Origin of the sequence: Faecalimicrobium dakarense, assembly GCF_000499525.1 — a bacterium.
Taxonomy (GTDB): Bacteria; Bacillota; Clostridia; order Peptostreptococcales; family Peptostreptococcaceae; genus Faecalimicrobium; species Faecalimicrobium dakarense.
In genome coordinates this window covers 1-13,946 of record NZ_HG529252.1, presented here as the reverse complement: position 1 = coordinate 13,946, position 13,946 = coordinate 1, and the positions used below count along the sequence as shown (strand labels likewise).

The following is a 13,946-nucleotide window of genomic DNA, read 5'->3' as shown; positions in this document are numbered from 1 at the left end:
TTTTATTCACCTTCTAAATTTTGTAAGTCTTGTTTGCTCATTAATACTTTTCTAGGTTTACTTCCTTCACTTTGACCAACAATTCCACGTTCTTCCATAGAGTCTATAAGTCTTGCCGCTCTATTAAATCCTATTTTAAATTTTCTTTGTAGCATCGATGCTGATCCTTGACCGCTTTCAACTACAAATTCTATAGCTTGGCTTAATAATTCATCCTCATCTCTAGATTTAGATATAGTCGCTTTAGATATAGTTTCCATTATAGTATCTTCATATTTAACTTCTTCTCTAACTTGGCCCTTCACATAATCTATAATCTTTTCCGATTCATTTTCTGATATAAATGCACCTTGAAGTCTTACAGGTTTTGCTGCACCTAGTGGGTAAAATAACATATCACCTTTACCAAGTAATTTTTCTGCTCCACCCATATCAAGTATAGTTCTTGAGTCTGTTTGAGATGAAACTGCAAATGCAATTCTTGATGGTATATTTGCTTTTATAACACCTGTTATAACATCAACTGAAGGTCTTTGTGTTGCAACTATTAAGTGCATACCTGCGGCTCTTGCCATTTGCGCTAATCTACAAATATAATCTTCAACATCATTTGCACTTGCCATCATTAAATCAGCAAGCTCGTCTATTATTATTACAATCTTTGGAAGTTTTTCTTCAGCTTTTTCATTGTAACTTGTTATATCTTTTACTTGAGTGTCTGCAAATAGCTTATATCTTCTATTCATTTCAACAACTGCCCAATTAAGTGCATTTGCTGCTTTTTTAGGATCTGTAACTACTGGTATTAATAAGTGTGGTATCCCATTATAGCTTGCAAGTTCGACAACCTTAGGGTCTATAAGTAAAAACTTAACTTCATCGGGTTTTGCTTTGTATAATATACTGTTTATTAATGTATTTACACAAACACTTTTTCCTGAACCTGTTGACCCTGCTATAAGTAAATGAGGCATCTTTCCTATATCACCTATAATTGGTTTTCCACTTATATCCTTACCTAAAGCCATAGCAAGTGGAGAATCAAACTTTTTAAACTCATCACTTTCAAGAACTTCTCTAAGTCCTACCATTTGTGCTTCTTCATTTGGTACTTCTATACCGATTGCACTTTTACCTGGTATTGGTGCTTCTATTCTTATACTTTTTGCTGCTAAACTTAATGCTATATCATCAGTTAAGTTTACGATTTTACTAACTTTAACGCCTGGGCTTGGCTGTATTTCATATCTAGTTATAGTAGGTCCTACTGTAACTTGATTAACTTTTGCTTCAACTCCGAAGTCAGATAATGTCTTTTCAAGTAAAGAAGCATTTTTTAATACTTTCTTTCTACCATTATCATCAGTTTTTTTATCAACTTTATTTAAAAGCTCGACACTTGGTATTTTATAATTTTCATATGTTGCTTCGCTTTTAACATTTATCGGCTGAGTTTTTTGTATATCATTATCTAAATTATTTGATTTTGGTTTTTCTTTAGACTCACCTTTAATATCTTGAAGCTCTTTTAATACTTCTAACTCTGACATACTTTGAGTTCCTTCTAATATTTCTAGGTACTCATCTTCTGCTTTATTAAATCCTACTATCTTTATAGTTTTATCATTAACGTCATCATCATAGTCTATAACTTCTTCTTCAACTTTTTCTGCTTTTTTCTTAGACATAAAGCCTTTTAACTTACTTTCTTTTTTAACAACTGTATTTTCATCAACTTCATCAGTCATCATATCTATTGCAGACTGTTTCATGCTTAAAACTCTGTCTTTAAAGCTTAAATCTTTATTACTTTTATTTTTACTAGCTACATTATTCATTACATCTTTTATAGATATATTAAAAGTAAACATAACAGTTATTATAAGTGCAAATATACTTATCAACCAGCTACCTGTTATACCAAACACTTTACTCATATAATATGTTATTGTGGTTGCTAATAATCCAGGTCCTTCACCATTTACCCCCATTTGCATAACTGGCTTTAACATTTCTGAACTTATAGGACTATCTACTGGAAGATTTCTAGAATTCATAAGTCCATAAAATACAAATATAAATGCTATACCAGCATAATAAACTTTTGTATGTTTAAGCCTGTATATATACTCATTTCCATCAAAGAATCCAAGTATCCCTGTTGCAATTACTATAAATGGTATAGCAATTGAAAGAGATCCAAATAGACCTTTAAATAATGACTGCATTATGTTTCCTATCAAACCCATTGAACTTGAATTTAAACTATATAATAAAAATATACCTATAAATATGGTTACTAGGTTGTGATATTCTGCATTAAAGCTTAATTTATTATCTTTCTTTTTGCTCTTTTTTTTCTTAGCCATCAATCTCACCTCTTATTTTTTTCAATTTGAGCCACTATGTTGGCGACAATTTTTCATATAATCAACTATATCTAATAAAAGCATCTTTTTATAGCTGAATAATTATAATGTTTAAAATTTTAATTATCTAGACCATAGCAAAAAGTGTTAATGCCTTAACACTAACACTTTAATCTATATTTTTTAATTATATCATATAATCCATTATTTGAACAAATCTTATTTATTTTCGCCCTCATTGTCTTGTGTTTCACTTGATTCTTTTATTAGTTCTTTTAATTTAGATAAAGCTTCTTTAAGCCCTCCAACTTCATCTATAAGTCCACATTCAACAGCTTCCTTTCCTATAAGAACGCTACCTACATCACTTACAAGTTCATCTTTTGAATGCATTATTTTTATAAGTGTTTCTCTTTCTATATTTGATGTTCTAGTAATAAAATCAACTATTCTTTCTTGCATTTTCTTGAAATATTCAAAAGTTTCATTAACACCAATTACCAATCCGTTAGTTCTAATTGGATGTACTATCATTGTAGCAGTCGGAGCTATAAAAGAATAATCTCCTGCTGTTGCAAGTGGAACTCCTATACTATGACTTCCTCCAAGTACTAATGTCACTACTTTTTTAGATGTAGAGTTTATAAGTTCTGCCATAGCTAGTCCCGCTTCAACATCTCCACCTACTGTATTTAATACTATTAGCACTCCTTTGATTTCTGGGCTTTCTTCTATTGAATAAAGCATAGGTATTATATGTTCATACTTAGTAGCTTTCTTTTGTGGATTTCCTATAAAGTGTCCCTCTATTTCTCCTATTATAGTTATACATTGTATATCTTTAGTAGGCTGTGGTGGCATATTAGGAACTCCCATTTGTTTTATATTTTGTATTTCTTCACTTTCTTGAACTGGATTATTTTCATTCTCATTTTTTATTTGTTTACTTTTAGGTTTGTTTTTATTTCCCTCAAGATTTGGCATGTTTATATTATTATTTAAATTATTCTCTTCATAGTAGTTCATATGTAATACTCCTCTCAAAATATGCTTTAGGATTATTATTTCCAAAAATATCATAAAAAATTCGTTACACAAAGGTCAACACTTTTTATAATATACATATTTTAAGAGGAGTATTTATTATCTATATTCTATTTTAGGTAAAATTCATTATGAATTGCATGAACTGCGCTTGACATATCTTGTTTATTCACTAAGCAAGATATTGTCATATTTGAATCAGATGTCTGAAGTAACTCTATTTTAGATTTTGCAAGTGAACTTACTACTCTAGACATAATACCTGGTATACCTGTCATGTTTGAGCATATTAAGGTTACTTTTGCTAAATTTTTATTTATTTCATATTCTATTTCAAATTTATTTAATATATCTTCTAAGCTTTTTATATTTTCTTCGTCTATGATAAATATCTTTTCGTCTATAAAAAAATTTATCATATCTATGCTTATATTATTTTTTCCTAGTTCATTTATTATATTTATAAATGCTTCTTCTTTTGAGTTTATTCTCACTTGAGCTATTTTATCTTTATTGGCCACTGTAGCCATAAAATTAAAATTCTTCTCATAAGATTTTTTACAATTTTTATTGTCACACTCAAGACAAATTTTAGTTCCTTCACAGGTTGGGTTTAGCGTATTTTTTATAGCCAAAGTTATGTTTCCACTTTTGGCAAGTTGTACTGCTCTTGGGTGAATTACTTTTGAACCTTTATCTGCCATTTGAAATACTTCTTCATAGTCTATGCACTTTAAAACTTTAGCCCCTGGTTCAACCCTAGGGTCTGCCGTCATTATGCCATCTACATCTGTATATATTTCAACTGTATCACAATCTAGCGCTTTTCCTATTGCAACTGCCGAAGTATCACTTCCTCCTCTTCCAAGAGTAGTTATTTCTCCATCTTCTGTTGCTCCTTGAAAACCTGCTATTACAACCACTTTTTTCTTCTCAAGCTCATTTATTATTCTAAAAGGATTTATATCTAGTATTTTTGCATTTGAAAAATCATCACTAGTTATAATTCCTGCTTGAGCCCCAGTTAAAAAAACTGCATCTATATTTTGTGATTTAAGCATATTAACAAGTATTGTTCCAGATATTATCTCACCACAAGACATTAAGATATCTAGTTCTCTTTTTTGTGGTTTTGCATCTATTTCTTTACATAAACCTATAAGAGTATCAGTAGCATAGGGTGCTCCTTTTCTTCCCATCGCTGATACAACTACTACTAATTCTAGATTTTTATCTTTTTCTTTGTACGACTTTACTATTTTGCAAACCTCATTCATTTTTTCATAGGATTCAACTGACGTACCTCCGAATTTCTGAACTAAAATCCCCATATATAAGCCTCCTAGTAAACACCATCATATTCTATTATTATCATGTCGTTTCCTATCTTTCTAACATTTCTCCATGGTACTTCTAGTGTTGATTTGTCTTTTTTTATTCCAAAGAATCCTCTTTCTCTTGGTACTAAAAGGGCTAATATATCTCCAGTAGTCTCATCTAATATAAGGTCACATTCTCCAATTACACCTAGTCTTTCCCCTGTTACTAGGTTAACTATTTCTTTACCTGCTATTTCAGATAAATTCATGTTTATCCCCCCAATTTTATCTATTAAATAGTAAATTACTATAATTTAATATCTTCTACACCTCTACCTACGATACATACGCCTAGTTTATCTACATTAAATATTTTATCTATGACTTTGTTTACAATATCTATGTTAACATCATCTATGCATTTTAATATATCATCAGTAGTTCTTACACTTTTATTTAATAACATAGCTTTTCCAAATGACATCATTCTGCTACTTGTACTTTCTAGACCTAATATATAACTTCCCTTAAGCTGTTCTTTACTTTCTTCAATTTCTTTTTCTGTTAAATAACTTTCTCTCATATTTTTTATTTCTTCTATAATCGAATCATATACTTCCTTTAAATTATCAGGCCCCATACTCGCAAATATTCCTAACTCTCCACATTTTTTATATAGAGTCTGAGATGAGTATATTGAGTAAACTAAACCTTGTTCTTCTCTAATTTTTTGGAATAGTCTAGAACTTATACTGCCTCCAAACACAGTATTTATAACAGCTAATGCATAAACTTCCTCTGTATTTTCTGATGGTACAGCGTCTAGACTTATAGCTATATTCACTTGTTCTGTATCTTTATTTTTAGCTATAAAGCAAGGATTAAATTCTGCCTTTTCTACTTCTACACTAACTTCTCTTTGTTTCCATGAATTAAATTTATCTTCTATTTTTTTAATCATTTCATCAAAGTCAAAGTTTCCAGATATAGATATCACAGCATTATTAGGTACATAGTATTTATCGAAGTAATTTAATAAATCTTTTTGATTTATTTCATCTAAAGACTTGGTTGTTCCTATTATATTCATTCCAAGAGGATTGTTTACATATATATTTTCTGTTAACAAATCATATGCTAAATCCTCTGGTGAGTCTTCATACATTTTTAATTCTTCAATTATTACTGATCTTTCTTTTTCAATATCTTTTTTATCAAACAATGGATTTAATATCATATCGCTAAGTATATCTATACCAACATCTATATGCGAATCTAATAGCTTAACATAGTAGCATGTACATTCTTTACTTGTAAATGCGTTTATCTGTCCACCTAAATTATCTATTTCACTGGCAATTTCTTTTGATGTTCTATTTTTTGTCCCTTTAAATAACATATGTTCTATAAAGTGAGATATTCCACTTATTTTTTCATTTTCTATTCTAGAACCTGCGTTTATCCAAACCCCTAAAGAAATAGATTTAAGGTACGGTATTTCCTCTCCTATTATTGTAAGTCCGTTATCTAATTTATGTGTTTTGTACATACTCAACCTCCATTTATATCGTCTTTATATAAGCTTAAATTTATCTTAATATTGTAATTTTTTAAATATACATGTATTCAATTATAAGTTAGAAGTCTTCTTTATTCAACTTTTCCTATAATTTATAAACTTATAAGGTTAAAATACTTAAAATATATCATTTAAGCTTCCTGGTTTAAATCCATTATCTCTTACTATTTTTATAATATCATCTATTCCTTCCATTGTTGCATATGTAGGGTGCATTAATATTATACTTCCATCTTTCATTTCCTTTTTTCTTACTCTTTCTACTATTACCTCTGGTTCCTGTCTATTTTGCCAGTCTATTGTATCTATATCCCATTTAAAGCATGTGTAACCTACTTCTTTCGCTGCTTTCATCGTTGCTTCTCCAAAAGAACCCGATGGTGCTTGGAAGAATTTTGTGTCTTCTTTAATTATATCTTCTATTATTTTTTTAGAAGTTTTTATTTGTTCTAGATTTTCCTCATAAGATAATTTTGCATAATCTAGATGTCTATGACCATGATTTCCTATTGTATGTCCTTGTTCTTTAATCTTTAAAAGCATGTCTGGATTTTTTTCTGCCCATCTACCTGTTACATTAAAAGATATCTTAACATCTTCTTTTTCTAATGCTTTAAGTATCCCCTCTACATACTCAGTTTCCCAACCTAGGTCTACGTTACAAGTTAGTGCAACGTATCCGCTATTTTTTTTGTACCTTGAGTGTATGGTAATTCTGCACTGTTAAATAATTTAAATGTAGGCTTAATGTCTCCTTTAGTCGCCATAAATATTATACCTACTAAGGCTACTATAGCTATTACTGCTACTGTAATTATCTTCTTTAGTTTCTTTTTAGTAAGTACCATCATTATCATTGAAACTGCCTCCTAAGACTAATTTTGTTTATATCAAATATGTACAAATTATTGCTTTATAAATTTTATTAAAGGAAGTCCTTATTTATGCAAAAAAAAGTGAACTCTGATTTTAGAGTTCACTTTTTAATTCTGTTTTTTTAATATTTTAGATATCACTTCTTTACTAATTTTCTAATGTTGCCATTATTGCCTGTGCATCAATATTTATTATCACATTTTTAGATACTTCTAAAGAAACTTTATTGTTATTGATTTTTCTTATATATCCATATATACCAGACATAGTCAGTACATAATCACCAATTTTTATACTTTTTATAAATTCATCTCTTTTTGATTGCTCTATTTGGATTTGATTTTTTCTTTTATTTTGCATAATTATCATAGTAAAAATGTACATTATAAATATTACTACTACTAATAAAATTGTGCTACCTTTCATATTATTGCTCCTTAATTGATATAAATAAAAAATTTATATCATATCTTCACATTCTACGTCCTCTTCTTTATCTTCAAAGTCAGCTAGACTCATAACTCCCATAATAGATTTTACTGAATCTAGGGAATTATTTATCTTATCTGTCATATTTTCTTCATCATTTAATACTAATATATTTGTGGCTATATCTATCATAACTCCTAAAGATACTCCTGATACTACAAATTGCTCTTTTGATTTTGCTAATTCAACTATTTTTCTTGTTACTATTTGACCTGGAGCTCCTCCCATTAAATCTGAAAATACTATTAACTGATCATGTTTATTTAAATAGTCAGATACTATATCTTCAAACTTTTCATGAGTTATCTCCTCAGAAAGATCTTGAGCGTGAACCCTGTCACTCTCTCCTAGTAATAAATCAAATGCCGACTTCATACCTGTTGCGAAATTTCCGTGTCCTACTATTAATATATTATACATACTGTACTCCTTCTTATGCTATTACTCCTACTATTGATCCGATCATACCTATAGCTAGTGTTAAAGCTAATAATTGATATACATTCCACTTTTTATTTCTTACTAGGTAGAATATAAATAGTGTAAATAGTGCTGGTAATAAGTTTGGTGTTATTTTATCTAATATTGTTTGAAAAGCTATTTCGTTAACAGATCCATCTGGTAAAGTTGCTGCATACTTAAGTGGTATAGTAATTTTTACAAATGATACTGCAAGCCCTGATACTACTGTTATACCAACTATAGCTGCTAATCTAGAGATACTTGCCATCTTATCACTTAATGACTCTATATACTCAGTACCTAGTTTATAACCATAGTATCCAGTTAAAACCTTAGTTGTTATTAAAGATGCATTTATTCCTATAAAAAATAATATTGGTCCTAATATCAATCCTTCTGCAGCTAAACCTGCACCTATACTTGAGAATAATGGAGCTAAACCAAATTGAAAAAATGAGTCACCTATACCTGATAAAGGTCCCATTAGAGCCATTTTAATTGAACGAGCATTTTCTGCACTTTCACCATTATCTAACAACGCTAAATGTATACTAGTTATAAATGGTAATGTCTGAGGGTTTGAGTTAAAGAACTCTATATTTTCAATTGCAGATTGTTTTAATTGTTCTTCATTGTTTGCATATATCTTCTTTAACGCTGGTAACATAACGTTAGCATATCCTAGTCCTTGATAATTTCCGTAGTTAAAAGCTGACTGTAAGAAAAATGATCTAAATGCTACTATTAAATAATCTTTTAGTTTTAATACTGGTTTTTTTTTAGATTCCATCTGAGTAATCCTCCTCTGAGCTTCTTACTTGATTTATTCCTACTAATGCAGGTTTATTATGATAATCATATAGCGCAAATACTAATGCTAAGAATGCTACACCTATAACTGGTAGCTGGAAGAATGTAATTGCTACAAATCCTAATACAACAAAGGCTGTATATTCTTTTTTAACCATAACATTAAGTATCATCGCAAACCCTATTGCTGGTAACATTCTACCTGCTACAGAAAAACCATCTATTATCCAAGCTGGAATCATACTTATCAAATTTTGAGCTCCTTCAACACTAAACGCTGCTGCAAACCCTATTATAAATCCTACTACTACAAATGCCCAAAATGATAAATGGGATAGGAAACTAAATTTCTTAAATTGCTTTGCTTCTAGAGCTTTTTTTGCTGCTGTTGGTATACCTGCCATACCTGTATAAGTAGCTGTTATTATAAATTGGAATGCTACTGCAAATGGCATTGATAGTGCAAGAGCTGTTTCTGGGTTCATTCCTGAAGACTTTAATGTTATAGCCATTAAAGTACCCACTATACCAGGCCCTAGTTGGTTAGGAGGAACTGTACCACCTGCTCCAACTCCAAATCCCATAAATGCTATTTCTGAAACTGCACCCATTGCTAATGCAGTTGGTAAATCTCCTAATATTAAACCTACTCCTGTTGCTAACACTAACGAACGATTAGTATATATTCCTAATAACTGACCGCCCAAACAAATTCCTGTCCATAAACCAATAAGTACACACTGGAATATTCCGATTTCCATTGTTTTCCCCCCTAATATTTAAATTTTATAAATAATTGTTTATATCTACTTCTACAGCTCCATCTCCACCAATTGGAGTTGTTTTAGTATTAAATTTAACACTATACTTATCTCTTAACGTTCTTAATGCATTTTTATCATCTTCACCTAAGTATATAGATCTAGTTATCTTTTCTTTTCCATCCTGATTATGTATATTACCTATATTTATTTCTTTTATAGGTACTCCTCCATCAACTAATTTAAGTGCCGATTCTGGACTTTTGCATACTATAAATATTTTTTGGTGTGGTGCTGCCTTATGTATTATTTCACAAGTTTTTGCTATAGAGAAAAATCTCATCCCTACTGATGCCGGTACTACTGTTTTCATTAATGTTTGTTGCATTTTATTAGTGCTTGCTTCATCATCTGCTACTATTACTAAGTTAGCTCCTAATGCACTTAGCCACATTTGACCTTGTCCATGTATTAATCTTTCATCAATTCTCATCATTTTTATATCCGGTACACCCATAATAAACACCCCTTATTTTATATTTTTTTATTTTTATTACCAATATAATTCCCAGTCTTTATAGAATCTTATTAACGCTTCTAGATAGAAATAATCTCCCCAAATGTTACCCTCATCAACACCTTTTCCTGAATGCCATGAGTAAACACCGTGAAGTAATAATGTATCTACATCATCATTTTCTTTTGTAGCATAATTATTGATTAACGATCTTAATATTGTGTGCATTGCATACTTGTAAGTTTCTTTATCTTCATCTACTTCTGGTAAATATTTGTTCATCTCATGCATACCACATATTGCAATAGCTGCTGCTGATGAATCTCTTGATTGGTCATCACCATCATTAAAGATTAAATCCCAGAAACAAACGTTATCCTTAGGAAGACGATTTAAGAAATAATTCGTAACTCCTTTGTATAATCTAAAACATTCTTCATCTTTAGTGTATCTATAGTTTAAAGGTAACCCATATACTCCCCATGCTTGCCCTCTTGCCCAAGAAGATGTATCGCTAAACCCTTGTCTTGTTACTCCCTTTAGTGGCTCTCCTGTTTCATTATCAAAGTAGAATGTATGAAACGCTGATGCATCATCTCTTACAACATTATTACAAGATGTAGTATAGTGCTTATACGCTATATCATAATACGTTTTATTACCAGTAACACTGTGAGCCCAGTAAAGCAAAGGTATATTTAATAAACAGTCTATTATCAGTCTATAATTATCTTTAGCTCCTAACTCTCCCCATGCTTGTATAAATTGACCTGTCTCTTGGTATCTTCCTATTAATTTGTCTGCCGCTTTTATAGCTGCTTCTTTTGCATTTTCATTCCCAGTTAATTTGTATGATGATACACAAGATAAGCTATATAAAAATCCCATGTCATGATGGTCTACTTCTATATTGTTGTCAATTCTATATTTAAATGAATCAACATTTTTGTTAGCTAAGTTTTTAAATTTTTCATCATTTGTATATTCATATGCTAGCCAAAGCATACCTGTCCAAAATCCTGTAGTCCACTCTATGTTTTCTATGATTTTGTATTTGTTCCCAAATGTAGCTGGAGTTGGATACATTTCTCCAAATTTATCAATGTTCTTTTCAATTCTTTTAATACACTCTTCTATTGCTGATTTAACTTCTGACTTCGTTACAAAATCGTTTTCCTTAAATAGATGTTGTTTATCTATTTTTTCAATGTTGATTTCTTTGATCATACTTTACCTCCATACTGTAAAATTAAACCACTCTGACTGTTTCGTATTACGGAATACTGTTTCGTTTTTCTTAAATTTATTATAAATAATTTCCAAACTATTGTCAATTACTTTGAATATTTTTTTTGTTGTTTTATTACCAATCTTTTCTTTTTACCTATTTTACAACTTTACTCTTTAAAAAAAATCTTATATAGTATATCTTAGTAATATAAATAATTTTTTTTAAGGGGATAGATAATGAACGATAATAATTTAGTCCAATCAGTTGATAGAGCCCTTAGCATACTAGAATCTTTAGCTGAGTATCCTAATGGAGCCGGAATTACGGAGATTTCTAAATCTCTTGGATTAAGTAAAGCAACTGTACACAGATTAATTTCAACATTAAAATCTAGAGATTTTGTCACTCAATCAAAAAACACAGACCAATACTATCTTGGATACAAACTATTATACTTATCTAGCTGTGTAAGTAATAATATGGATATTTTTAAAGTCTCAAGACCTATTATTAGCCATTTTGCAGATAAAGTTGATGCAACAGTTCATCTTTCTATATTAGATGATACGTGTACTAATATCATATACTTAGATAAGATAGAGCCTACCAATTCAAATAAGACATTTGTGATGTCATCAAAAGTTGGTAAAAAAGCTCCTTGCTATTGTACTGCAGCCGGTAAATTATTGCTTTCTAGTTATAGTGATGAAGAAATTAGAGAGATAATGAAAGATGTTGATTTTAAAATTCACACAGAAAGAACAATAAAAAATATAGATGAATTTATAGAAGAAATACATGAAGTAAGAGAAAAAGGGTATGCTCTTGATAAACATGAGTATGACTCAGGAATAATTTGTATATCTATGCCTATATACGGTAATGGTGGCAAGATAGAATTAGCTATGAGTGTTACTGGATTAATTATATATTCAACAATTGAAGATCTCATTGCTTTAAAAGAACCTCTTGGTAAGGTTTCTAAAGAAATAAGTGATACAATTAAGTATCTTTAATCTATTATATTTAAAATAAAAAGGATATCTTGAAATAGAATTCTAATTAAACATTGAATTTCTATTTTAGGACATCCCTTTTTATTATCTTAATATTTTCCCAACACCATAATTCATTAGAGTTTCAACTTCTTCTATAGATACTAGATTAGCATCACCTTTTATACTATGTTTTAATACAGATGCTGAAGTTGCAAACTCCGTAATATATTCTGGTTTTTTATTGTTTAAAATCCCATAAAGAACCCCTGCTGTTAATGCATCTCCCCCTCCAACTCTATCTACTATATCATCTATAATATAAGCCTTAGAAGAATACAAATTATTATTACTATAATAATTACATTGTAATGTATTTACAGATACAGATTGATTTTCTCTTATTGAAGAAAAAATATGCCTTATGTTAGGGTATAAATTTATTATTTCACCGTAATAGTATTTTAATTTTTCATACTTATCTATGTATTCACAGCTCATATATAAAATGTTTTCTGCATCTAATATTCCTGCTGATAGTATATTTACATATGGTAATATCTCAAAAGTAGCTTTACTAGCTTCTTCTAGTGACCATAGCTTCGCTCTATAGTTAGAATCATAGCTTACTATTATATTATTTTCTTTGCAATACTTTAATATATTTAAAGTTAATTTTCTTAGGTTTTCAGAAAGAGCTAAAGTCACTCCTGAAAAATGGAATACATCCACCCCATTTAATACTTTCTCTATGTCTAAATCTTCGACTTTCATATTATTAAATGCTGAGTCATCACGATCATAAATAACTTTTGATGTTCTATTTCCGCTACCTTTTTGTAAAAAGTAAATTCCTGTTCTTTTATCACTTTTGGATATAAATTTAGTTTCAACTTTTTTGCTACTTAAATAATCAATTATAGCCTCACCTATTTCATCATTTGAAACTTTAGTTATCGCTCTTGTATCCATTCCAAATTTAGATAAAGATATTAATACATTAGCCTCTCCTCCACCATAATTGACATTTAAATTATTAGCATTTGAAAGCATCATGCCTTTATCTGTAGATAGCCTAAGCATTATTTCCCCAAATCCAGCTACTCTCATCCTAATATCCTCTTGCTTCCTTAAATTTTTCCACGTATTGTTTACAAACCGATGTTATATCTTCAAATTTATCTACTTCTCCAAGCTTATTTAATTCTCCACCTATTCCAACTAAATCTACTCCAGCCTTAGCCCATATATCTATATTATCTAAATTAACTCCACCTGTTACCATTGCACTTGCATGAGGAAGAGGGCCTTTAATCGCACCTATGTATCCCGGCCCAAATGCACTTCCTGGAAATATTTTAACTATATCAACTCCATTTTCATGGGCTTTTATTATTTCATTTATTGTCATTACTCCAGGTATATATGGCACCATATATCTATTACAAAGTTTTGCTGTTTCTTCATTAAAAGATGGAGATACTACATATTTAG

General features: G+C 29.9%; 15 protein-coding genes and 1 pseudogene. 1 reads left to right on the top strand and 15 read right to left on the bottom strand.

The features are described 5' to 3' along the window. Positions 1-2 precede the first annotated feature (2 nt). The 13 genes from BN899_RS03320 to BN899_RS03265 form a co-directional block, all read right to left on the bottom strand. Entirely contained in the window at positions 3-2,369 is a 2,367-nt protein-coding gene (locus BN899_RS03320; protein ID WP_042272912.1) for an FtsK/SpoIIIE family DNA translocase, read from the bottom strand. Between the two features lie 219 nt (positions 2,370-2,588). Beyond that, positions 2,589-3,353, bottom strand: a complete 765-nt coding sequence (locus BN899_RS03315) for a ClpP family protease (protein WP_042272954.1) — start codon at positions 3,351-3,353, stop codon at positions 2,589-2,591. 170 nt (positions 3,354-3,523) lie between these two features. Further along, the gene (dapG, locus tag BN899_RS03310; RefSeq protein WP_042272910.1) at positions 3,524-4,744 is read right to left on the bottom strand and encodes an aspartate kinase; all 1,221 of its coding nucleotides are present in this window, start codon (positions 4,742-4,744) and stop codon (positions 3,524-3,526) included. A gap of 11 nt (positions 4,745-4,755) precedes the next feature. Continuing rightward, positions 4,756-5,001, bottom strand: a complete 246-nt coding sequence (locus BN899_RS03305; protein WP_042272908.1) for a YlmC/YmxH family sporulation protein — start codon at positions 4,999-5,001, stop codon at positions 4,756-4,758. A gap of 38 nt (positions 5,002-5,039) precedes the next feature. Further along, complete coding sequence (locus BN899_RS03300) at positions 5,040-6,281, bottom strand: M16 family metallopeptidase (protein ID WP_042272906.1); 1,242 nt, start codon at positions 6,279-6,281, stop codon at positions 5,040-5,042. Positions 6,282-6,428: 147 nt separating this feature from the next. After that, positions 6,429-7,019: a polysaccharide deacetylase family protein gene (locus BN899_RS03295; protein WP_330362427.1), complete on the bottom strand. Its 591-nt coding sequence runs from the start codon at positions 7,017-7,019 to the stop codon at positions 6,429-6,431. Then, positions 6,977-7,168 (bottom strand): hypothetical protein, encoded by a 192-nt coding sequence (locus BN899_RS19520; RefSeq protein ID WP_242824061.1) that lies wholly within the window; start codon positions 7,166-7,168, stop codon positions 6,977-6,979. Before BN899_RS19520 ends, BN899_RS03295 begins: the two co-directional genes overlap by 43 nt. A gap of 166 nt (positions 7,169-7,334) precedes the next feature. After that, positions 7,335-7,613: a preprotein translocase subunit YajC gene (gene yajC / locus BN899_RS03290; protein WP_042272904.1), complete on the bottom strand. Its 279-nt coding sequence runs from the start codon at positions 7,611-7,613 to the stop codon at positions 7,335-7,337. A gap of 33 nt (positions 7,614-7,646) precedes the next feature. Beyond that, positions 7,647-8,096 carry a PTS sugar transporter subunit IIA gene (locus BN899_RS03285; RefSeq protein WP_042272901.1) on the bottom strand — a complete coding sequence of 150 codons (450 nt, stop codon included), beginning with the start codon at positions 8,094-8,096 and terminating at the stop codon, positions 7,647-7,649. A gap of 13 nt (positions 8,097-8,109) precedes the next feature. Then, on the bottom strand, positions 8,110-8,928 hold the full coding sequence (locus BN899_RS03280) for a PTS system mannose/fructose/sorbose family transporter subunit IID (protein WP_042272899.1): 819 nt from the start codon (positions 8,926-8,928) through the stop codon (positions 8,110-8,112). Beyond that, on the bottom strand, positions 8,918-9,709 hold the full coding sequence (locus tag BN899_RS03275; RefSeq protein WP_042272897.1) for a PTS mannose/fructose/sorbose/N-acetylgalactosamine transporter subunit IIC: 792 nt from the start codon (positions 9,707-9,709) through the stop codon (positions 8,918-8,920). The genes BN899_RS03280 and BN899_RS03275 overlap by 11 nt, the downstream gene beginning before the upstream one ends. A gap of 25 nt (positions 9,710-9,734) precedes the next feature. Beyond that, the gene (locus BN899_RS03270; protein ID WP_042272895.1) at positions 9,735-10,226 is read right to left on the bottom strand and encodes a PTS system mannose/fructose/N-acetylgalactosamine-transporter subunit IIB; all 492 of its coding nucleotides are present in this window, start codon (positions 10,224-10,226) and stop codon (positions 9,735-9,737) included. A 36-nt stretch (positions 10,227-10,262) separates the two neighbouring features. Continuing rightward, the gene (locus BN899_RS03265; RefSeq protein WP_042272893.1) at positions 10,263-11,453 is read right to left on the bottom strand and encodes a glycoside hydrolase family 88 protein; all 1,191 of its coding nucleotides are present in this window, start codon (positions 11,451-11,453) and stop codon (positions 10,263-10,265) included. A 240-nt stretch (positions 11,454-11,693) separates the two neighbouring features. On the opposite strand from BN899_RS03265, the gene BN899_RS03260 reads away from it, so the two are divergent. Continuing rightward, entirely contained in the window at positions 11,694-12,473 is a 780-nt protein-coding gene (locus BN899_RS03260) for an IclR family transcriptional regulator (protein WP_042272891.1), read from the top strand. A gap of 84 nt (positions 12,474-12,557) precedes the next feature. Here the strand turns inward: BN899_RS03260 and BN899_RS03255 are convergent, their stop codons facing one another. Together BN899_RS03255 and BN899_RS03250 are read right to left on the bottom strand one after the other, a co-directional pair. Further along, on the bottom strand, positions 12,558-13,562 hold the full coding sequence (locus BN899_RS03255; protein WP_042272889.1) for a sugar kinase: 1,005 nt from the start codon (positions 13,560-13,562) through the stop codon (positions 12,558-12,560). A 1-nt stretch (position 13,563) separates the two neighbouring features. Next, positions 13,564-13,946 (bottom strand): annotated as a pseudogene (locus BN899_RS03250) (bifunctional 2-keto-4-hydroxyglutarate aldolase/2-keto-3-deoxy-6-phosphogluconate aldolase); the annotation flags it as partial.